Here is a 20186-nt window from a genome sequence, read left to right as displayed (position 1 = left end):
GGCACGGCCGGCGGCAAAGGTCAGTTCACGCTTTCTTCAAATGCCGCGATGCGGCAAGAGCCCGCGCATGGCGCGGGCCGCAGCCGTCATTCCTTCGGCAGCACGCGCAGCCGCAATTCGCGCAGCTGCTCGTTGGTGGGCTCGCTGGGGGCGCCCATCATCAGGTCCTCGGCGCGCTGGTTCATCGGGAACATGATGACCTCGCGGATGTTCTGCTCATCCGCCAGCAGCATGACGATGCGGTCGATGCCGGCCGCGCAGCCGCCGTGCGGCGGCGCGCCATAGCGGAAGGCCTTGACCATGCCGCCGAAGCGCTTTTCGACCTCGTCGCGGCCGTAGCCGGCCAGTTCGAAGGCCTTGAACATGATCTCGGGCTTGTGGTTCCTGATCGCGCCCGAGATCAGCTCATAGCCATTGCAGGCCAGGTCATACTGATAGCCCTTGACCGCCAGCGGATCGCCCGACAGCGCCTCGAGACCGCCCTGCGGCATCGAGAACGGGTTGTGCGAGAAGTCGATCCTGCCGTCATCGCCTTTCTCATACATCGGGAAATCGACGATCCAGGCGAATTTGAACTGGTGCTCGTCGGTCAGGCCCAGCTCGCGGCCGATCTCGTTGCGGGCCCGGCCGGCGACGGCCTCGAAAGCCTCGGGCTTGCCGCCCAGGAAGAAGGCGGCATCGCCCTCGCCCAGGCCCAGTTGCAGGCGGATCGCCTCGGTCTTTTCGGCACCCAGCGCCTTGGCGATGGGACCGGCGGCCTCGGTCGAGCCATCCTCGGCCTTGCGCCAGAAGATATAGCCCATGCCCGGCAGGCCCTGCTGTTGCGCAAAGGCGTTCATGCGGTCGGCGAACTTGCGCGAGCCGCCGGTCGGCGCGGGAATGGCACGCACCTCGGTGCCCTCCTGTTCCAGGAGTTTCGCGAAGATCGCGAAGCCCGAGCCGCGGAAATGCTCGCTGACCACCTGCATCTCGATCGGGTTGCGCAGGTCGGGCTTGTCGCTGCCGTATTTCAGCATCGCCTCGGCATAGGGGATGCGCGGCCAGTTCGCATCGACCGGACGGCCGTTGCCGAATTCCTCGAACAGGCCCTGGATCACCGGCTGGATGGCGGCAAAGACATCCTCCTGCTCGACGAAGGACATCTCCAGGTCGAGCTGGTAGAAATCGGTGGGCGAGCGGTCGGCGCGCGGATCCTCGTCGCGGAAGCAGGGCGCGATCTGGAAATACTTGTCGAAGCCCGCGACCATGATCAGCTGCTTGAACTGCTGCGGCGCCTGCGGCAGGGCGTAGAACTTGCCCGGATGCAGGCGCGAGGGCACCAGGAAGTCGCGCGCGCCCTCGGGGCTGGAGGCGGTGATGATCGGGGTCTGGAACTCGGTGAAGCCCTGGTCCCACATGCGGCCCCGGATCGAGCGCACCACCTGCGAGCGCAGCATGATGTTGTTGTGCAGGCTCTCGCGGCGCAGGTCGAGGAAGCGATAGGCCAGCCGCGTCTCCTCGGGATAGTCCTGGTCGCCGAAGACCGGCAGCGGCAGGTCGTCCGAGGCGCCCAGGACCTCCATGCCGGTGGCATAGACCTCGATCTCGCCGGTCGGCAGCTTGGGGTTGACCAGGCTCGCATCGCGCAGCTTGACCTTGCCGTCGATGCGGATCACCGTCTCGGCGCGCAGCCTTTCCAGCGCGGCAAAGGCCGGGCTGTCGCTGTCGGCGATGACCTGGGTGATGCCGTAATGGTCGCGCAGGTCGATGAACAGCACGCCGCCATGATCTCGGACCCGGTGGACCCAGCCCGACAGGCGGATGGTTTCACCGGCATTGGCGGCCGTCAGCTGGCCGCAGGTGTGGCTGCGATAGGCGCTCATCAGTTTTCCCCTTGCGTATTCGGTCACGCATGAACCGCCTGCGCCGGGGGAAGTCAAGCGATCAGAACGGCCGCACCACGTTGCCGGAATAGAAATAGACCCCCATGCCGACGGTGAACAGCGCGTTCCCGGCCACGGCATGCAAGGCCCAGGCCGCCGGGAAGCCGAATTTCAGATAGGCGCGGGCGAAGAACCAGCCGCCGACCAGCGTCAGCGCCGCGACGATCCAGGACCAGTACATCAGATGCGCAAAGGAAAACACCGCCGCGTTCAGCGCGATGGCCGCCTGCCCGCGCGGCAGGATGGCGCCGTAGCGGTGAAAGAACAGCGGCCGGAAGATCAGCTCCTGCGGCAGGGCGGAAAGGATCGGGTAGAGGCTCCAGATCACCAGCAGGAACTCGGGCCGCTGCCGCGCCATGCTGAAGATGGCCCCGGGGCGCGAGAACCACAGGATCGCGGCACCCAGCGCGGTGGTGACCAGGATCATGCCCAGGATTTCCAGCCAAGGCAGCCGGCCCCAGCCGTAGACCAGCCCGCGCCAGTCGAAGCCGCCGGTGAACCACAGAAGCGCCAGCCCCGCCAGGCTGAACAGCGCGAGCGCCCCGAACAGCAGATGCCCGGGCATGAACAGCGCAATCGCCAGCGGCGCCCCGATATAGAGCGCCGCGAACTCGGCCCGGAGCAGGGCGCGGTTTACTGAAGCCGCCGGTTCAGCCATGCCCGCCACTGGGCGGGCGAACCCGCAAACACGTTCAGGTCCACGTTGCCGCCGATGCCCGGCACCACGCCGGTCCCGGTATATTGCCAGAAGCTGTAGGGCTGGCCGGGATAGACGATCCGCGGATGGCCGGCGACCGAGCGCAGCCAGAATTCTTCGGGCCAGCGCGACAGGTTGTTGTCGCGATAGAAGTCCACGGTGGTATAGATGATCGGGCGCTGGCCGTAGTATTGGTGCAGGATGTCCTTGAATATCTTGGCTTCCCGCAGCACCTCGTCGGCCGGCGGCCGGCGCGGGCAGGTCTTGGAGGGCGTCCATTCCAGGTCCACCACCGGCGGCATGGCGCCGCGTTCGCGCGGCACGTTCTGGATGAACCAGGCCGCCTGCTGCGTGCCCGAGCGGCAGAAGTAGAAATAGTGATAGGCGCCGCGCGGGATGCGGGCCTGCGCCGCCTCGGCCCAGTAGCGGCGGAAGTTCGGATCGACCCAGTCGCCGCCCTCGGTCGCCTTGATGAAGGCGAAGCTGATGCCGGATCCGCGCACCGTGCCCCAGTCGATATTGCCCTGATAGCGAGAGATATCAATGCCATGCACCGGATGGTCATAGGGATGGCCGCCGACCCAGGCATGGGGGGCGCTGTCGCCGAACTTCGGCCCCAGCCCCTGCCCCGCCATCACCGCGCGGCTGTGCGACGGGCCGCGCCCGCAGGCCGCCACGGCGACCAGCAACAAGACCGTCAATATCCTGCCGAGAATTCTCATCTTGCCCTCTGCCCCATGCGCCTGTCCTCGGCGCTTTCGCCCCTTATCGCAAAGCCGGGACGCCATGTCACGATGCCGTGACGCTCACGAGTTTGTGCGGGATGCGGGGCCGGAAGGGCGCGGATCGGCAAGCCGCTGGAAAGCGGGGATTTTCGGGTGCGACAAGCGTGCAGCGGGCGTACACAGGCCGTACACCGGGCGTATGCCATCCGCGCTGCCAGGACGGCGCTGACCGGGCTGGACCGGCTGGCGTCAGACGCGCACCACCCGGCCCGAATCCTCGCGCTTCAGGCCCAGGCTGGCAAGCTCGGCGCGGTCGTCGGCCTGCCGGATCATGTCGTTGTGCAGTTCCGGGATGCCGCCGTCGATCTTGGCGGCGTCGTAATCCTCGGCCGTCCAGGCGGTGCCTTGGGCGTCATAGAGCGTGATCTTGCCATTTGCATCCACGTCCATGACCTTGCCCAGCGTGCCGTGGCTGATGCTGAAGCCCTGGAAGCTGCCCTCATAGGCCCCCGTGGTCACGCTGGTGGTGTCAAAGCTGAACATATTCGCCAGCGATGCCGCCATGCTTTCCATCTTGTCACGGTAGAACAGCATCATGTCAGTGCCCTGCCGCATCGCGGCCTCCCAGTCGCCGCCGAGAGTCCCGCCACCGGCGCCCGCGCCGTAAAGCTGGCCGGAAGCGTCGAGATAATTGTCGGGGTGCGCAGCGATCTCGCGCGCGTCGGCAACGACGTAGTTTGTCGTTTCCACCAGCGCGGTGGCGAAATGATAGGCATTGGCCATGGCATCGCGCCGCGACAGGAAAGCCGCATCGCGCTGCGGGGCCTGGGTGCCCGCCGCTACGCCCGGCGAGGAGATGAAGACGCCAGGGAAAACCAGGCGCGAATCGGAGTTGCTGGGCGTCCAGGACCGCTCGGCTCCTATATATTCGATGATCTCTGCGTCGAACGGGCTTCTGGAGCCGTCTGCAAGGGCCGCATGAAACTCTCCCAGCCGACTCCATCTGGTCTGAATTTGCTCAAAGCGTTCCATATCGGCAATGACTTCTGCCGGGACATACTTGTCAGAGCCTGTCGACTCAGCGGTGGTCGCAGTTGCAGCCGCCGGTGCAACCTGATGCGACGGCGATCCGTCACCTGCTGCTAATTTCCCGACAGCGAGTGCAGAGGGCGAACTGTCTTGGTTCAGGAGCGTCAAGGCAATCGTGGCAGATGAAATTTGCATGAACTGTTCCGTTCATCTTAAAGAGTTGCGTTGTCCACTAGAGATAGCTAACCCTTGCAAGGAAGCAATCCAAAGTTGTTTATAGTTTTACTGAAAGCGGGAGAGTGTCTTGGCGAATTTCTACGGAAGCAGCGGAAATGACAGCATCACCGGCAGCGGCAGCAATGACTATATTTCCGGCGGCGACGGCAACGATACGATATATGGTCTTGACGGCGCCGATCTGATCATGGGCGGGAGAGGCAATGATGTTATTCTTGGAGGAAATGGCCGTGACACGATTTATGGCGACCCAGGAGATGACACGATAAGGGTGACGGATGCCAGCGATTATTCTACCAGCGCGGGCGACGTCATTGATGGAGGTGAAGGAACTGATTACATCTACGCAGAAACCACCAGCAGCAGTGGTTCGCTTTGCACCATAAGACTGGGACAGGTTTCCTTCGTGGAATGGTTGGTCAATACGACCAACAAGACACTGACCATCGAAGGAACCGGATACATAGACGTTTCAACCATAAAATTCTATTCTACCGCGGGCGGCGCGCTTGGTCAGATCTGGGGTGGCTCTGGAAATGACACCATCCTGGGGTTCAATTTTGCCGGCCATTCCGACACCATTACCGGCGGCAGCGGCAATGACTCGATCAATGGCATGGCCGGGAATGATTACCTGCTCGGCATGGCCGGAGACGATACGCTGTCGGGCGATGCGGGCAATGATACGCTGACCGGATATACCGGCAGCGATGTTTTCCTTTTCAATTACAGCCTGAACCAGGGCAGCGACCGGATTCAGGATTATGCCGACGGCGCCGACAAGATCCGGTTCACCAATTCCGGCGGCGCGGGATTTGGCGATCTGGTGCTGACGGATATTGGCGCGGATTGCCAGATCAGCCTGGCGAGCGGCGGCTCGATCCTGCTGGCGGGCGTCAATGCGGCTGCGCTGGACGCCGGGGATTTCGTCTTTGCCTGAGCCGCGCGGCCGGGGCTAGTTCCCCGGCACCAGCTTGCCGGGGTTCATGATGCCCTGCGGGTCCAGCGCCTGCTTGATCGCGGCCATGACCGCGACCGCCTCGCCGTGCTGGGCGCGCATCAGCGGCAGCTTGCCGATGCCCACGCCATGCTCGCCGGTGATGGTGCCGCCGACGGCAAGCGCGCGCTCGGCCATGCGGGTGGCGACGCGCTTGGCGGCGGCGAGCTCGGCCGCGTCGCCGGGCATGACCAGGATCTGGGCGTGGAAATTGCCGTCGCCGACATGGCCGACCATCGGGCCCGAAAGGCCCTCGGCGCGGATGTCCTCGGCCGCCGCCGCCACCGCCGCCGGCAGGTGCGACATCGGCACGCAGACATCCGTCACCACCGCCGTCGCGCCCGGCCGCAGCGCCAGGCAGGAGCGATAGGCGTTGTGGCGCATCTTCCACAGCGCGGCGCGGGCCTCGGGCGTGGTGGCCCAGTCGAAGCCGGTGCCGCCGAATTCGGCCGCCAGCGCCCCGAAGGCCTCGGCGTCGCCCTGGACCGAGGCGGGGGCGCCGTGGAACTCGACCATCAGATGCGGGCCCTCGTGCATATGGGTGCCGGCGAAGGTGTTGAAGGCGCGCACCACGTCGGCGTCGATGAACTCGATCCGCGCCATCGGGATGCCGGACTGGATCGTCGCGGTCACGCATTCCACCGCCTGCTCCAGCGTGGCAAAGCCGCAGACCGCGGCGGCGACCTCCTCGGGCTGGCCGTGCAGGCGCAGGGTCAGCTCGGTGATGATGCCGAGCGTGCCCTCGGCGCCGACGAAAAGCCCGGTCAGGTCGTAGCCGGCCGAGGATTTCGCGGCGCGGGTGCCGGTGCGGATCACGCGGCCATCGGCCAGCACCACCTCGAGCGCCAGCACGTTGTCGCGCATGGTGCCGTAGCGCACCGCCGTGGTGCCCGAGGCGCGGGTCGAGGCCATGCCGCCGAGGCTCGCGTTGGCGCCGGGATCGACCGGGAAGAACAGGCCGGTGGCGCGCAGCTCCTGGTTCAGCGCCTCGCGCGTGCAGCCGGGCTGGACGGTCGCCTGCAGGTCGCCGGCGCGGATCTCGAGCACCCGGTCCATGCGCAGCATGTCGAGCACCAGCCCGCCCTGCGTGGCCAGCGCCTGCGCCTCGAGCGAGGTGCCGGTGCCCCAGCCAATCAGCGGCACCCGGTGGCGATGGCAGATCGCGGCGACCTGCGCGACCTCCTCGGTGGTCTCGGGCCAGGCCACGGCATCGGGCGGCGGCGCGCGGTGCCAGGATTCGGACTGGCCATGCAGCTCGCGGTCGGCGCCGCTGGTCGAGAAGCGGGGACCGAGCAGCGCGGCAAGGGCCTCGGCGGCGGCGGCGGGAATCGGCATGGGTTCCTCCTGGCTGGGCATGGCCGTTCTTAGAGCCGACCGCGCGCCGCCCGCAAGGTCAGGCCCCAGCGCCGAACAGCCCCTTGACCGCGCCGATGGCGGGCGAGACGAGGTAATGCGCGACCGGGATCAGGACCATGCCCAGCATCACCCCGAAGATGCCGTCGAAGAAGGCCGTGGTCACCCAGGCGGCGGCGCCGGGCGCGGCGGGCAGGGCCTGGGCCGCGGCCTCGGCCATGTGGTGGATCCATTCATAGGGCTGGTGCTGGCCCAGCACGTGCAGCCCGTGCACGACGATCTGGCCGCCGACCCAGATCATCGCCGCGGTGCCGACCACGGTCAGCACCTTCATGAAGCCCGGCATGACATGCACGATGCCCCGCCCCAGCGCCGCGGTGGGGCCGCCGCGCTCGTGCAGGTGCAGGCCGAAGTCGTCGGCCTTCACGATCAGCGCCACGAAGCCGTAGACCGCGGCGGTGATGCCCACCGCCACCACGGCGAGGATCAGCGCCTTCATCCAGATCGCGTCGCCGTTCGGGATCGCGGCGAGCGCGATGGTCATGATCTCGGCCGAGAGAATGAAATCGGTCTTGATCGCGCCCCGGACCCGCTCTTCCTCGAGGCCCGCGGCGCCCTCGGGCGTCACGGTCAGATGCGGGTCGTTGCCGTGGTCGTGGGCGAGCGCGTGGAAGATCTTCTCGGCGCCCTCGAAGCACAGATAGGCGCCGCCGATCATCAGCAGGGGCGTGATGAGCCAGGGCGCGAAGGCCGAGAGCAGCAGCGCGATGGGCAGCAGGATCACCAGCTTGTTGAAGATCGAGCCACGCGCGATCTTCAGGACGATCGGCACCTCGCGCGCGGCGGAAAAGCCGTGCACGTATTTCGGCGTCACCGCCGCGTCGTCGATCACCGCGCCCGCCGCCTTGGCCCCGGCCTTGGCCGCCTGCCCGGCCACGTCGTCGACCGAAGCCGCCGCAATCTTGGCGATCCCCGCCACGTCGTCCAGCAGCGCCAGAAGTCCGCTCATCCGTTTTCCCCTTTGATCCTGCCTGCCGAAACTGCGGGGATAATCCGGCAAGGACAAGGCCGGTTCCGCATGTCCGCTTGCTTATGCCCGGCGAATGCGCAATCTAGGCCCCGTTGCGATGAAAGGGCCGAGGCTATGCTGGACGTGAACGCGAAACCGACCGAGGAAATCGACCTGCGCGAGGTCTTCGGCCTTGACAGCGACATGAAGGTCAAGGGCTTTGCCGAGCGCACCGACCGCGTGCCCGAGATCGACACCACCTACAAATTCGACCCCGACACCACGCTGGCGATCCTGGCCGGCTTTGCCTACAACCGCCGGGTGATGATCCAGGGCTATCACGGCACCGGCAAATCCACGCATATCGAGCAGGTCGCGGCGCGGCTGAACTGGCCCTGCGTGCGGGTGAACCTGGACAGCCACGTCAGCCGCATCGACCTGATCGGCAAGGACGCGATCAAGCTGGTGGACGGCAAGCAGGTCACGGTGTTCCACGAGGGCATCCTGCCCTGGGCGCTGCGCAACCCGACCGCCATCGTCTTCGACGAATACGACGCCGGCCGCGCCGACGTGATGTTCGTGATCCAGCGCGTGCTGGAGGCCGACGGCAAGCTGACGCTTCTGGACCAGAACGAGGTCATCACGCCCAACCCCTATTTCCGCCTGTTCGCGACGGCGAACACCGTGGGCCTGGGCGACACGACCGGCCTTTATCACGGCACGCAGCAGATCAACCAGGGCCAGATGGACCGCTGGTCGCTGGTCTCGACGCTGAACTACCTGAGCCATGACGCCGAGGCCGCCATCGTGCTGGCCAAGAACCCGACCTACAACACCGAGAAGGGCCGCAAGATCATCAACCAGATGGTGACGCTGGCCGACCTGACGCGGACCGCCTTCATGCAGGGCGACCTGTCCACGGTGATGAGCCCGCGCACGGTGATCGCCTGGGCGCAGAACGCGCGGATCTTCGGCGACAACGTGGGCTATGCCTTCCGGCTGACCTTCCTGAACAAATGCGACGAGCTGGAGCGCCAGACGGTGGCCGAGTTCTACCAGCGCCTGTTCGACGAGGAACTGCCGGAAAGCGCGGCGGTCAAGGCGGGGTGATGCGGGGGGCGGTCAGTATTTGCGCGATGGCCATTGCCCTGCCGGCGATGGCCGCGGCCCTGACCGCGAAAACCCCGAACAAGAATGCGTCGGAGACTTTGATACCCCTCGCGGCAGATCCGAAAGCCGACGATCCGGCCTATGTGCAGACCCGTTGTCGGGACTTCGTACAGGCTACAATCGCGGTCGGAATGGTCCTGCGCAGCAATCCTGTCACCGGGCGCGACGAAAGGCGTGGGGGTGCAGTTCGCTGGGCTCTGAAGGTCGATGCGGACAAGAGCTTTCCGCTGGCTTTGCCGATGAAAGAAACCAGCTTTGCGGAAGCCTATCTTGATGCATTCGGTGGCTTCCAAGTCCATCAACCCGAACCCACGGCAATAATCTATGCGCAAGACAAAGCCTCCTGCGCACCGCTGCTGAGGTTTTACGAATGATGGAAGAACAACCTCGCTCCGCTCGCTTCTTGGCCTTGGGCTGCGGATATAGTGCAATGGCGGACAAAGGCGATTTCGGGAACAGCCCATGAAAAAATCCGACAACCCCGCCGATCCGTTCAAGAAGGCCCTGACCGAGGCCACCCGCGCCATGGCCGAAGAGCACGAGCTGAACGTGACCTTCAGCGCCGATCCCTCGGGGGTTTCGGGCGACACCATGCGCCTGCCGCAGGTCAGCCGCCGCATGACCCGCGACGAGGTGCTGATGGCGCGCGGCACGGCGGATGCTCTGGCGATGCGGCTGCGCCACCACGACGCCTCGACCCATGCGAAATACGTCCCGGCCGGGCCGATGGCGCGCGACCTCTACGAGGCGATGGAGACGGCGCGCTGCGAGGCCCTGGGCGCGCGCGACATGCCGGGCGCGCTGTCGAACATCGACGCCAAGCTGGGCCAGGAGGCCGAGCGCAAGGGCTATGGCCAGATCAAGGCCCCGGCCGACGCGCCGCTGGCCGTCGCGGCGGGCTATCTGGTGCGGCAGGCGGCGACGGGCCGCACCCTGCCCGCCCCGGCGCAGCATGTCGCCGACCTGTGGCGCCCCTTCGTCGAGGAACAGGCCGGCGCCGATCTGGACCAGGTGCGCGAGGTGCTGGCCGACCAGGCCGCCTTTGCGCGGCTGGCGCGCAAGGTGATCTCGGATCTCGGCTATGGCGACCAGCTGGGCGAGGACCCGGACGAGCCGCAAGAGGACGAATCCGACGAGAATGCCGAGCAGGACGAGGAGGCCGGCGACAACCAGTCCCGCGACCAGAGCCCCGACGACGAGGCCGAGGCCAGCCCCGAGCGCAGCCAGGACCAGACCCAGGAAGAGCGCCAGGCCCAGGTCAGCATGGACGACCAGTCGGACGAGGAAATGGCCGACGAGGCCGAGATGTCCGAGGCCGACACGCCGCCCGACCTGCCGCCTCCGGTCAGCGACGCGAGCCCCGACTACAAGGTCTATACCCAGGAATTCGACGAGGAGATCCGCGCCGAGGACCTGGCCGACCCGGCCGAGCTGGAGCGGCTGCGCGCCTATCTCGACAAGCAGCTGGAGCCGCTGCGCGGCGCGGTCTCGCGGCTGGCGAACAAGCTGCAGCGCCGCCTGCAGGCGCAGCAGAGCCGCAGCTGGGAATTCGACAAGGAAGAGGGTGTGCTGGATGCCGGCCGCCTGGCGCGCGTGGTGGCGAACCCCACGACGCCGCTGAGCTTCAAGGTCGAGAAGGACACCGAGTTCCGCGACACGGTGGTGACGCTGCTTCTGGACAATTCGGGCTCGATGCGCGGCCGGCCGATTTCCATCGCCGCGATCTGCGCCGATGTGCTGGCGCGCACGCTGGAGCGCAGCCAGGTCAAGGTCGAGATCCTGGGCTTTACCACCCGGGCCTGGAAGGGCGGGCAGAGCCGCGAGAAATGGCTGGCGGCCGGGCGGCCGGCGCAGCCGGGGCGGCTCAATGACCTGCGCCATATCATCTACAAGGGCGCCGATGCGCCCTGGCGGCGGGTGCGGCCGAACCTGGGCCTGATGATGAAAGAGGGGCTGCTGAAGGAAAACATCGACGGCGAGGCGCTGGAATGGGCGCACCGCCGGCTGGTGCGGCGGCCCGAGCAGCGCCGGATCCTGATGGTGATCTCGGACGGGGCGCCGGTGGACGATTCGACGCTGTCGGTCAACCCGGCGAATTTCCTGGAGAAGCACCTGCGCGACGTGATCACCATGATCGAGAAGAAGAAGCAGGTGGAGCTCTTGGCCATCGGCATCGGCCATGACGTGACGCGCTATTACCAGCGCGCCGTCACCATCACCGATGCCGAGCAACTGGCCGGTGCCATGACCGAGCAACTGGCCGCGCTGTTCGAAAGCGACCCGAGGAAGCGCGCCCGGGCCATGAACCTGCGCCGCGCCGGCTGAGCCTGTCCTTTCCGCCTGCTTGATTGCGCCCCCGTCCCGTGCGACCACTCCTCCGGGACGGGTATTGTTGCGGGTTTTCAGGTGCTCAAGATTGGTTTCTTCATCCCCGAGTTTCCGGGCCAGACGCATATCTTCCTGTGGCGCGAGCGGCAGGCGCTGGCCGAACTGGGGATCGAGGCCGACCTGGTCTCGACCCGGCCGCCGCCGCGCAAGGTCGCCTCGCATGCCTGGGCTGCCGAGGCGCAGGCGCGGACGCGCTATCTGATGCCGCTGCAGGGCGGCGCGCTGGGAATCGTGACGGAGTTCCTGCGCTCGGGGCCCCTGGGCTGGGCGCGGGGCTTCGGCGCGGCGCTGACGGCCGAGGCGCCGGGCGTGAAGGGCCGGGCGCGGATGCTGGCGCTGCTCGCCATGGGCGCGCGGCTGAAGCGCATCGCGCGCGAGCAGGGCTGGAGCCACGTCCATGTCCACAGCTGCGCCGACAGCCTGAACATCGCCATGTTCGCCGAGCGGCTGGGCGGGCCGAGCTACAGCCTGACGCTGCACGGCCCGACGCTGGAGGGCTATGGCCCGAACCAGCGCCAGAAATGGCGCCATGCCCGCTTCGCCACCATCATCTCGCGCCTGCTGACCGGCGTGGCGCAGCGCGACATCGGCCCGGACCTGCCGGCGGTGGTGAATATCGCGCCGATGGGGGTGGATCTGTCGCAGATCCGCCGCGCCGCGCCCTGGCAGCCGCCGGCACCGGACGAGCCGCTGCGCCTGTTTTCCTGCGGCCGGCTGAACGCGGTCAAGGGCCACGACCACCTGATCCGCACGGTCGAGATCTTGCGCGCGCAAGGCATCGACGCCCGGCTGGAGATCGCCGGCGAGGATGAACAGGGCGGTTCGGGCTATCACCGCCAGCTCGACGCGCTGATCGCCGGGAAGGGCCTGGGCGACGCGGTCACCCTGCTGGGCGCCGTCAGCGAGGACCGGGTGCGCGCGGGGCTGGAGCGCGCGCATGTCTTCGCGCTCGCCAGCCTGAACGAGGGCATCTCGGTCGCGATCATGGAGGCGATGGCGATGGAAATGCCGGTGGTCGTCACCGATGTCGGCGGCAATCACGAGCTGATCGCCTCGGGCCAGGACGCGATCCTGGTGCCGGCCGAGGCGCCCGAGGTGATGGCCGAGGCGATCGCCGGGCTTTACGCCGACCCCGAGGGCGCGCGCCGGCTGGCCCGGGCCTCGCGCGCCAAGGTCGCGGCCGCCTTCCACCACCGCCGCAGCGCCGAGGCGGTGGCCGACGGGCTGGCCCGCACCGTCCCCGGCGCGTGCGAGGCGCTGGAACCCAGCCCCGCGCGGGGGTAAGACGGGCGGGCCAAGACGACAGCACAGCCCCAGGACAACCCGATGTTTCAGACCTATGACAGCGATTCCGATCCGGCCCTGCACCCCCCGCGGCTGGAGGCGCTGCGGCGCGAGCTGGCGGCGCGCGCACTCGACGGCTTCCTGGTGCCGCGCGCCGATGCGCATCAGGGCGAATATGTCGCGGCCCGCGACGCGCGGCTGGCCTGGCTGACCGGCTTCACCGGCAGCGCCGGCTTCTGCATCGTCACCCCGGACCGCGCCGGCGTCTTCATCGACGGCCGCTACCGGGTCCAGGTCAAGGCCGAGGTCGACGCCGCCGCCTTCACCCCGGTGCCCTGGCCCGAGGTGAAGCCCGCCACCTGGCTGCGCGAGGCCCTGCCCGAGGGCGGCCGCATCGGCTATGACCCCTGGCTGCACAGCCGCGCCGAGATCCGCACGCTGGAACAGGGCCTGGCCGGCTCGGGCATCGCGCTGATCGCGGTCGAGCACAATCCGGTCGATGCGATCTGGCAGGGCCAGCCCGAGCCGCCGCTGGGCGCGGTGCGGCTGTGGCCCGATGCGGTGGCGGGCGAGACGGCGGCCGAGAAGCGCGCCCGCATCGCCGCCGCCCTGCGCGCGGCCGGCCAGCGCGCGGCGGTGCTGACCCTGCCCGATTCGCTGAGCTGGCTTCTGAACATCCGCGGCGCCGACGTGCCCAGGAACCCGGTGGTGCAGGGCTTTGCCATCATCGAGGACGACGGCCATGTCGCGGTCTTCGCCAATCCGGCGAAATTCGGCGCCGAGGTGCGGGCGGCGCTTGGCAACGCGGTCTCGATCCTGCCGCCCGAGGCGCTGACCCCGGCGCTGACCAATCTCTCCGGTCCGGTGCGGGCCGATCCGGCCAGCGCGCCCGACCAGGTCTTCACGCTGATCGAAAGCATGAACACCCCCATCGCCGAGGGCCCCGACCCGGTGATCCTGCCGAAGGCGCAGAAGAACCCGGCCGAGATCGCCGGCATGCGCGAGGCGCATCTGCTGGACGGCGCCGCGGTGACCGAACTGCTGCACTGGCTCGACAGCCGCGCCCCGCAGCTGGACGCGCAGCCGCTGACCGAGATCGGCGTCGCCGAAAAGCTCGAGGAACTGCGCCGGGCGCGCGGCATCCTCGACATCAGCTTCGACACCATCTCGGCCACCGGGCCGCATGCCGCGATCCCGCATTACCATGTCAGCCGCGCCAGCGACTTGCGCATCCTGCCCGGCCAGGTGCTGCTGGTCGATTCCGGCGGCCAATATGCCATGGGCACCACCGACATCACCCGCACCCTGGCGATGGGGCCGGTCGATGCCGGTGTGCGCCGGCCCTATACAAGGGTGCTGCAAGGCATGATCGCGGTGTCGCGGGCGCAATTCCCGCAAGGGGTCGCGGGTTGCCACATCGACGCGCTGGCGCGCGCGCCGCTCTGGTCCGAGGGCATGGACTACGACCACGGCACCGGCCACGGTGTCGGCGCGGGCCTGTCGGTGCATGAAGGGCCGGTGCGGATCTCGCGCATCTCCGAGATCCCGCTGGCCCCCGGCATGATCCTGTCGAACGAACCCGGCTATTACCGCGAGGGCGCATTCGGCATCCGCATCGAGAATCTGGTCGTGGTCGAGCCGCGCGAAAGCGCCGACGGTCGCGCCATGCTGGGCTTCGAGACCCTGACCTTCGCCCCGATCGACCGCCGCCTGATCGATCCCGCGCTGCTGTCGCAGGACGAGCGCGCCTGGCTCGACGCCTATCACGCCGAGGTCTTCGACAGGATCGCGCCGCTGGTCCCGGACGCCACCCGCGACTGGCTCTATCTCGCGACCCGGCCGCTGGGCGGCGGCGCCTGACGACCCGGCCCGGCGCTTTCACCGTTTTGCAAATACCCATCCGGCGCCGAGGCCGGACGGCATGATTTCTTTGCTCCTGAAATACCCCTGCAACAGGGCATCCCGGCACGGTCGCAGGGGTATTTGCAAAACGGTGAAGCGCCAGGGGCTACCCGGCGCCGCCCCGCGGCTGGCGCGGTTGCCGGGGTATTTGGCGGAGCAAAGAAGGCCGAGGCGGGTGCCCCCGGCTCAGTCCTTGTCGAGGCTTTCCCGGGCGGCTTGCGGGTGGCGGCGGCGCCAGGCCACCGAGCTGATGAAGGCCATGCCGATGAAGCAGGCGCCCAGAAGGCCGGTCACGGCCTCGGGGATCGGGCGCAGGGTCTGAACGAACATCAGCACCGACAGCACCAGGATCGACCAGAAGGCGCCGTGCTCGAGATAGCGAAAGGCCGCCAGCGTGCCGCGCTCGACCAGCATCACCGTCATCGAGCGCACATACATCGCGCCGATGCCCAGGCCGATGGCGATCAGGAACAGGTTCTGCGTCAGGGCGAAGGCACCGATCACCCCGTCGAAGCTGAAGGAGGCGTCCAGCACCTCGAGATAGAGAAAGGCACCGAGGCCGCCGCGCGCCATGTCGCCCGAACTCGGCCCACCGCCCCAGCGGTCCAGCACATGGCCCAGCATGTCGACGCCGAGATAGGTGATCACGCCCCAGACCGCCGCGATGATGAAGGTATGTTCGCGGTCATCGGGCAGCCAGTGCAGGATCGCCAGCATGCAGATCAGCACGAAGCCGATCTCCATGCCGCGGATCTCGCCCAGGCGGCGCAGGAAGGATTCGACGCCCTTGATCCAGTCGACATCCTTGGCCTCGTCGAAGAAATAGTTCAGCGCCACCAGCATCAGGAAGGCGCCGCCGAAGGCCGCGATGGGCAGATGCGCCTGGTGGATGATCTCGGAATATTCCTGCGGCCGGGTCGCGGCCAGGCGCAGCGCCTGCCATGGCGCGAGGCGGGCGGCGATGACCACCACCAGCAGCGGAAAGATCACCCGCATGCCGAAGACCGCGATGACGATGCCCCAGGTCAGGAAGCGGTGCTGCCATTTCGGCGTCATCTGCTTCAGCTTCTGCGCGTTCACGATGGCATTGTCGAAGGACAGCGAGATTTCCAGCACCGCGAGGATGGCCGCGATCAGGAAGAAGCCCAGCGCGCCGCCGCCGGTGCCGCTGTACTGCCAGCCCAAGGCCGCGGCCAGCGCCAGGCCGATGCCGGTCACGATGAAGGGCCAGATCATGTAGCTGAGGGTCGATCTCATCCGGGCTGTCCTTGTGCGGCGGTTGGCCAGGTCATAGGCTCTGCCATGACGGCGGGCAAGGCAAGGCCCGCTTTGGAGGTGCGCGATGCGGTTCCGGCGCTATGCGGTCTATCACCTGCCCGGCGGCGCGCTTGGCGATTTCGGCAGCGCCTGGCTGGGCTGGGACGCACGCAACGGCCTGGTGCATCTGCGCCCGGACGGCCTGCCGCCCGAGGCCGAGGCCCTGACCGAAGCGCCGCGCCGCTATGGCTTCCATGCCACGCTGAAGGCACCGTTCCGGCTGGCCGAAGGCCGCAGGCCCGAGGAGCTGGCCCTGGCGCTGCGGCTGGCCTGCGATCCCCTGGCGCCCTTTGCGCTGGCGCTCGAGCCGCGCATCGACTGGGGCTTCCTGACGTTGCGCCCGCGCCGGCAGCCGCCCGAACTGCTGGCGCTGGAATCGGCGCTGGTGACGCGGCTCGACATCTTTCGCGCGCCCCTGACCGGGGCCGAGCGCGACCGCCGCAACCCGGACGCCCTGCCGCCGCAGGCCCGCGCCCATCTGGACCATTGGGGCTATCCCTTCGTGCTGGAGCTGTTCCAGTATCACCTGACGCTCTCGAACCAGCTTTCTGCGCCCTTGGCCGAGGCGCTGCGCCTGGCGCTGGCGCCGCATCTGGCGCCGCTGATCGTCCGGCCCATGCCGGTCGAGGCGGTCGCGCTGATGGGCGAGGATGAGGAGGGCTTCTTCCACCTGGTCGAGGAGGTGCCGCTGCGCGGCTAGAGCCAGTTCTTCCACTTCAGCACCAGGAAGGTGACGACGGCCGAACCGACCATCAGCCCCAGCGCCATGGGAAAGCCCCAGCTCAGCTCGAGCTCGGGCATATGGGTGAAGTTCATGCCGTAGATGCTGGCGATCAGCGTCGGCGGCAGGAACAGCGCCGCCACCACCGACAGGATCCGCACCCGGTCGTTCTGCTGCAGGCCGATCATGCCCATGGTCGCATCCACCGTCATGGCGATGCGCGAGCCCAGGAAATCGGCATGCACCTCCAGCGCCTGGATGTCGCGTTGCAGCGCGGCATGCTGCGGCCGCAGCCGGCTGCTTTCCGGCTGATGCGCCGAATTCGCCGCGTGATAGGCGAGGATGCGGTCCATCGACAACAGCCCCATGCGCACCCGGCTCATCAGCTCGGCCTGCTGGCCCACCGTCACCAGCGAGACCTGCAGCGAGGCCGCGTCGCTGGCCGCGGTCATGGTCAGCACCTGGGCCGCCGTCGCGTCCAGCGCGCGCGCCACCCCCTCGGACAGGTCGGCGAGCCGGCCGATGATCTCCTCGATCAGCCCCAGGAAGAGCCGCGCCGGCGAGCCGCAGCCGCTGCTGGAGCGGTCGGCCCGGGTCGGGAAGGTCTCGAAGGGCCGCGGGGCGTGGTGGCGCACGGTGACCAGCCGGTGCGCGTCGATGATGAAGCTGACCGGCATGGCGACCTGGGTGCCGTCCGGCAGTTGCCCCGGCAGCACGGCGGTCATGTAGATGGTGCCGTTGTCGGTATAGAGCCGGTTCGAGATCTCGATCTCTTCCATGTCGGCCAGGGTCGGGATCTCGTAGCCCAGCGCAGCGACGGCGCGGACCTGCGAATCGAGCGGCCGGTAAAGGTCGATCCACAGCGCCTCGTCCAGGGGCGCGCCCTCGGGCAGCGGCTCGAGCCCGGCGCCCCGACTGATATGGCTGTAAAGCATCCGTCCAGACCCCTCGCGCGCCCAGGGTGAAAGCGCCGGCCGGCCGGGTCAGTTCACCCGGTCGGGCAGCGCCCTGCCCTCGTCGAAGGCCAGCAGATTGTTCATCGCCCGCATGGCCATGGCGGTGCGCACCTCCTCGGCGGCGGTGCCCAGATGCGGCAGCAGGGTGACGTTCTCCATGGCGCAGAGCTCGGGCGCCACCTTCGGCTCGAACTCATAGACGTCGAGCCCGGCGCCACCGATGCGGCCCGCCGCCAGCGCCTCGACCAGCGCCGCCTCATGGACCACGTCGCCGCGGGCAATATTGACCAGGATGCCGCGCGGCCCCAGCCGTTCCAGTTCGGCCGCGCCGATCAGGTGCCGGGTGCCGGCGCCGCCCGGCACCGCCACCACGGCGAAATCCGACAGCGCCAGCAGCTCCTTCAGGTCGCCGACCTGCCGCGCCGGGAAATCCAGCGCGGAGACGGCCGAGCGGTTGTGGAACACCACCTCCATGCCAAAGCCGAAATGGCAGCGCCGGGCGATGGCCTTGCCGATCCGGCCCATGCCGATGATGCCCACGGTCTTGCCCGAGACATGCCGGCCCAGAAGCTGCGTCGGCTGCCAGCCGGTCCATGCGCCGCGCCGCAGCAGGCGCTCGCCCTCGCCGGCGCGGCGGGCGGTCATCAGGATCAGCGTCAGGGCGATGTCGGCGGTGGCCTCGGTCACCGCGTCGGGGGTATTGGTCACGGCGACCCCGGCCGCGGCGGCGGCGGCCACGTCGATATGGTTATAGCCGGCGCCGAAATTCGCCAGCAGCCGGCAGCGCGGCGCCCGGGCGAAGGCCTCGGCGATGAAGCGGTCGCCCAGCGTCGGCACGATCGCGTCGTAATCGGCCAGCGCCTGCGCCGCCTCCTCGGCCGAGAAGCCGGTGTCGCGATCCAGGATCGTGGTTTCGAACCGCGCCTTCAGCGCCTGTTCCGCCGCATCGGTCATGCGGCGCGTGACCAGAAGTTTCATCGGCCTGTCTCCCTCACTTCCCCAGTTCGCGGCCGCGCGCCGCGGCGGCGGCCACGGTGCGGCGCATCAGCGGCGGCAGGCCGGTCTCGGGGTCCATCAGCTCGCGCAGGCCCGCCGCCGTGGTGCCGCCGGGCGAGGTGACATTCTCGCGCAGCTTAGCGGGATCCTCGTCCTCGGCCATGGCCAGGGCGCCGGCGCCGGCGACGGTGGCGCGCGCCAAGGCCAGCGACAGCTCGGGCGACAGGCCCTCGGCCGCGCCGGCCGCCGCCATGGCCTCGATCATGTGAAAGACATAGGCCGGTCCCGAGCCCGACAGCGCCGTCACCGCATCCATCTGCGATTCGTCCTGAAGCCGCACCACGCGGCCGACCGCGCCCATCAGCGCCTCGGCCAGGTCCATCTGCGCCGCCCCGGCCTTGGCGTTGCCGATGATCGCGGTGATGCCCTGGCCGATGGCCGCCGGCGTGTTCGGCATCGCCCGCACCACGCTCGAAGCCGGAAACGCCGCCTCATAGGCGGCGATCGTCACCCCCGCCGCGACCGAGACGACCAGCGTATCGGCCCCGACCGCCAGGCGCGGCAGCACATCCGCCATCATCTGCGGCTTGACGGCGATGACCAGCACGGCGGGATTCCCGGGCAATTCACCGTTTACGGAAATACCCAGATCCGACAGTTCCGCCCGGGGATTCGGGTCCAGCACATGCACCGAACCCGCCGCCAGCCCGGTCTTCAGCCAACCATCCAGCAGCGCGCCGCCCATGCGGCCGCAGCCGACCAGCACCAGCCCGCGCGCGTTCACATCCGAAAAATCCATGCCCTGCCCCATGCCTGCCCGCGCCTCGCGGCGAAAATCAGGCGCGACCGTAGGCCTCGGACAGGGCGATGTCCATGGCCGCCTCGGGCGAGGCATCGCCCCAGCAGGCCAGCTGGAAACAGGGATAGAAGCGCTCGGCATTCTCGACCGCGTTGCGGATCATCTGGTCGATCTGCGACGGCAGCGCGATGGCCTCGCCGGACAGCACCAGGCCGTAACGCCAGACCATCAGCTTCTGCGGCGCCCAGAAGGTAAAGCCGCCGTCCCAGACCTGGTCGTTGGCCAGGTTCAAGACCTCGTAAAGCGCCGGCAGCTTCTCGGCCGGCGGGTCCATGTCGAAGGTGCAGATCAGCCGCAGCACCTCGTCCCGCCCCGACCAGGCCAGGGTGATGGAATAGCTGCGCCATTGCCCCTCGACCGCCATGGCGATCTGGTCCTCGGCCAGCCGGTCGAAATCCCATTCGTGATGGGCGGCGACCGTCTCGACGATATCGATGGGATGGATGTCCTCGCTGTGGATGAAATCCAACTGTGCCATGTCCTGTCCCCCTGCCTGACTGCGGGTCAGAGTTATCCCCAACCCTTTGTGGCCCGGACTACACCCGGCGTGCCTTGCCCGGTGCGCCTACCATATATCGTGGTGCGGTTCCATGAGGGTGTAAAGCGAAAATTCCGTTACCGGCG

Annotated in this window: 18 protein-coding genes; 7 read left to right on the top strand and 11 right to left on the bottom strand. The window is 68.0% G+C overall.

Going from position 1 to position 20186, the window contains the following annotated elements; translation table 11 throughout:
* Window positions 1–86: 86 nt before the first annotated feature.
* From aspS to PARN5_RS0116480, 4 genes are all read right to left on the bottom strand, one after another.
* Window positions 87–1862, bottom strand: a complete 1776-nt coding sequence (gene aspS, locus PARN5_RS0116495; RefSeq protein WP_018000877.1) for an aspartate--tRNA ligase — start codon at window positions 1860–1862, stop codon at window positions 87–89.
* A 61-nt stretch (window positions 1863–1923) separates the two neighbouring features.
* Window positions 1924–2580, bottom strand: a complete 657-nt coding sequence (locus tag PARN5_RS0116490) for a CPBP family glutamic-type intramembrane protease (protein WP_026155513.1) — start codon at window positions 2578–2580, stop codon at window positions 1924–1926.
* Window positions 2556–3341, bottom strand: coding sequence for a GH25 family lysozyme (locus tag PARN5_RS22440; protein WP_036744983.1), 786 nt, complete (start codon window positions 3339–3341; stop codon window positions 2556–2558). The genes PARN5_RS0116490 and PARN5_RS22440 overlap by 25 nt, the downstream gene beginning before the upstream one ends.
* Before the next feature lie 252 nt (window positions 3342–3593).
* Entirely contained in the window at window positions 3594–4568 is a 975-nt protein-coding gene (locus PARN5_RS0116480; RefSeq protein WP_157404061.1) for a hypothetical protein, read from the bottom strand.
* 109 nt (window positions 4569–4677) lie between these two features.
* Here PARN5_RS0116480 and PARN5_RS23655 point away from each other — a divergent pair, with 109 nt between their 5' ends.
* The gene (locus PARN5_RS23655; RefSeq protein WP_081615028.1) at window positions 4678–5550 is read left to right on the top strand and encodes a calcium-binding protein; all 873 of its coding nucleotides are present in this window, start codon (window positions 4678–4680) and stop codon (window positions 5548–5550) included.
* Between the two features lie 15 nt (window positions 5551–5565).
* Here PARN5_RS23655 and PARN5_RS0116470 read toward each other — a convergent pair whose 3' ends face one another.
* Both PARN5_RS0116470 and PARN5_RS0116465 read right to left on the bottom strand, forming a co-directional pair.
* Window positions 5566–6942 (bottom strand): FAD-linked oxidase C-terminal domain-containing protein, encoded by a 1377-nt coding sequence (locus PARN5_RS0116470; protein ID WP_018000872.1) that lies wholly within the window; start codon window positions 6940–6942, stop codon window positions 5566–5568.
* A gap of 58 nt (window positions 6943–7000) precedes the next feature.
* Window positions 7001–7969 (bottom strand): DUF808 domain-containing protein, encoded by a 969-nt coding sequence (locus PARN5_RS0116465; protein WP_018000871.1) that lies wholly within the window; start codon window positions 7967–7969, stop codon window positions 7001–7003.
* Between the two features lie 135 nt (window positions 7970–8104).
* Between PARN5_RS0116465 and cobS the strand changes: the two genes are divergently transcribed.
* The 5 genes from cobS to PARN5_RS0116440 all read left to right on the top strand — a co-directional run bounded on the left by cobS (window position 8105) and on the right by PARN5_RS0116440 (window position 14671).
* Entirely contained in the window at window positions 8105–9079 is a 975-nt protein-coding gene (gene cobS / locus PARN5_RS0116460; protein WP_018000870.1) for a cobaltochelatase subunit CobS, read from the top strand.
* 26 nt (window positions 9080–9105) lie between these two features.
* Window positions 9106–9513 carry a hypothetical protein gene (locus tag PARN5_RS0116455; RefSeq protein ID WP_232419423.1) on the top strand — a complete coding sequence of 136 codons (408 nt, stop codon included), beginning with the start codon at window positions 9106–9108 and terminating at the stop codon, window positions 9511–9513.
* Between the two features lie 88 nt (window positions 9514–9601).
* Entirely contained in the window at window positions 9602–11464 is a 1863-nt protein-coding gene (gene cobT / locus PARN5_RS0116450) for a cobaltochelatase subunit CobT (RefSeq protein WP_018000868.1), read from the top strand.
* 81 nt (window positions 11465–11545) lie between these two features.
* Window positions 11546–12811, top strand: coding sequence for an exopolysaccharide biosynthesis GT4 family glycosyltransferase EpsE (gene epsE, locus PARN5_RS0116445; RefSeq protein ID WP_018000867.1), 1266 nt, complete (start codon window positions 11546–11548; stop codon window positions 12809–12811).
* Window positions 12812–12853: 42 nt separating this feature from the next.
* Window positions 12854–14671, top strand: coding sequence for an aminopeptidase P family protein (locus PARN5_RS0116440; protein WP_018000866.1), 1818 nt, complete (start codon window positions 12854–12856; stop codon window positions 14669–14671).
* 228 nt (window positions 14672–14899) lie between these two features.
* On the opposite strand, the gene PARN5_RS22430 is transcribed toward PARN5_RS0116440, so the two are convergent.
* Window positions 14900–15970: a DUF475 domain-containing protein gene (locus tag PARN5_RS22430; protein WP_036744981.1), complete on the bottom strand. Its 1071-nt coding sequence runs from the start codon at window positions 15968–15970 to the stop codon at window positions 14900–14902.
* An 85-nt stretch (window positions 15971–16055) separates the two neighbouring features.
* Between PARN5_RS22430 and PARN5_RS0116430 the strand changes: the two genes are divergently transcribed.
* On the top strand, window positions 16056–16730 hold the full coding sequence (locus PARN5_RS0116430; RefSeq protein ID WP_018000864.1) for a DUF1045 domain-containing protein: 675 nt from the start codon (window positions 16056–16058) through the stop codon (window positions 16728–16730).
* Here the strand turns inward: PARN5_RS0116430 and PARN5_RS0116425 are convergent.
* From PARN5_RS0116425 to PARN5_RS0116410, 4 genes are read right to left on the bottom strand one after another with little or no spacing between them, the layout of a single operon-like run.
* Window positions 16727–17686 carry a magnesium transporter CorA family protein gene (locus PARN5_RS0116425; RefSeq protein WP_018000863.1) on the bottom strand — a complete coding sequence of 320 codons (960 nt, stop codon included), beginning with the start codon at window positions 17684–17686 and terminating at the stop codon, window positions 16727–16729. The genes PARN5_RS0116430 and PARN5_RS0116425 overlap by 4 nt on opposite strands.
* Window positions 17687–17734: 48 nt before the next feature.
* The gene (locus tag PARN5_RS0116420; protein ID WP_018000862.1) at window positions 17735–18685 is read right to left on the bottom strand and encodes a D-glycerate dehydrogenase; all 951 of its coding nucleotides are present in this window, start codon (window positions 18683–18685) and stop codon (window positions 17735–17737) included.
* A gap of 13 nt (window positions 18686–18698) precedes the next feature.
* The gene (gene proC, locus PARN5_RS0116415) at window positions 18699–19502 is read right to left on the bottom strand and encodes a pyrroline-5-carboxylate reductase (protein ID WP_018000861.1); all 804 of its coding nucleotides are present in this window, start codon (window positions 19500–19502) and stop codon (window positions 18699–18701) included.
* 37 nt (window positions 19503–19539) lie between these two features.
* Window positions 19540–20040 (bottom strand): YbjN domain-containing protein, encoded by a 501-nt coding sequence (locus PARN5_RS0116410; protein WP_018000860.1) that lies wholly within the window; start codon window positions 20038–20040, stop codon window positions 19540–19542.
* Window positions 20041–20186: the final 146 nt, after the last annotated feature.

Source organism: Paracoccus sp. N5 (genome assembly GCF_000371965.1).
Classification (GTDB): Bacteria; Pseudomonadota; Alphaproteobacteria; order Rhodobacterales; family Rhodobacteraceae; genus Paracoccus.
The sequence above is the reverse complement of the archived record's forward strand: the minus strand, read 5'-3'. Positions and strand labels throughout refer to the sequence as shown.

Bases quoted from the DNA above. Each gene is read 5' to 3' on its own strand.
- aspS (WP_018000877.1), bottom strand. From the start codon at position 1,862: ATGAGCGCCTATCGCAGCCACACCTGCGGCCAGCTGACGGCCGCCAAT.
- PARN5_RS0116490 (WP_026155513.1), bottom strand. From the start codon at position 2,580: ATGGCTGAACCGGCGGCTTCAGTAAACCGCGCCCTGCTCCGGGCCGAG.
- PARN5_RS22440 (WP_036744983.1), bottom strand. From the start codon at position 3,341: ATGAGAATTCTCGGCAGGATATTGACGGTCTTGTTGCTGGTCGCCGTG.
- PARN5_RS0116480 (WP_157404061.1), bottom strand. From the start codon at position 4,568: ATGCAAATTTCATCTGCCACGATTGCCTTGACGCTCCTGAACCAAGAC.
- PARN5_RS0116470 (WP_018000872.1), bottom strand. From the start codon at position 6,942: ATGCCGATTCCCGCCGCCGCCGCCGAGGCCCTTGCCGCGCTGCTCGGT.
- PARN5_RS0116465 (WP_018000871.1), bottom strand. From the start codon at position 7,969: ATGAGCGGACTTCTGGCGCTGCTGGACGACGTGGCGGGGATCGCCAAG.
- cobS (WP_018000870.1), top strand. From the start codon at position 8,105: ATGCTGGACGTGAACGCGAAACCGACCGAGGAAATCGACCTGCGCGAG.
- PARN5_RS0116455 (WP_232419423.1), top strand. From the start codon at position 9,106: ATGGCCATTGCCCTGCCGGCGATGGCCGCGGCCCTGACCGCGAAAACC.
- cobT (WP_018000868.1), top strand. From the start codon at position 9,602: ATGAAAAAATCCGACAACCCCGCCGATCCGTTCAAGAAGGCCCTGACC.
- PARN5_RS0116440 (WP_018000866.1), top strand. From the start codon at position 12,854: ATGTTTCAGACCTATGACAGCGATTCCGATCCGGCCCTGCACCCCCCG.
- PARN5_RS22430 (WP_036744981.1), bottom strand. From the start codon at position 15,970: ATGAGATCGACCCTCAGCTACATGATCTGGCCCTTCATCGTGACCGGC.
- PARN5_RS0116430 (WP_018000864.1), top strand. From the start codon at position 16,056: ATGCGGTTCCGGCGCTATGCGGTCTATCACCTGCCCGGCGGCGCGCTT.
- PARN5_RS0116425 (WP_018000863.1), bottom strand. From the start codon at position 17,686: ATGCTTTACAGCCATATCAGTCGGGGCGCCGGGCTCGAGCCGCTGCCC.
- PARN5_RS0116420 (WP_018000862.1), bottom strand. From the start codon at position 18,685: ATGAAACTTCTGGTCACGCGCCGCATGACCGATGCGGCGGAACAGGCG.
- proC (WP_018000861.1), bottom strand. From the start codon at position 19,502: ATGGATTTTTCGGATGTGAACGCGCGCGGGCTGGTGCTGGTCGGCTGC.
- PARN5_RS0116410 (WP_018000860.1), bottom strand. From the start codon at position 20,040: ATGGCACAGTTGGATTTCATCCACAGCGAGGACATCCATCCCATCGAT.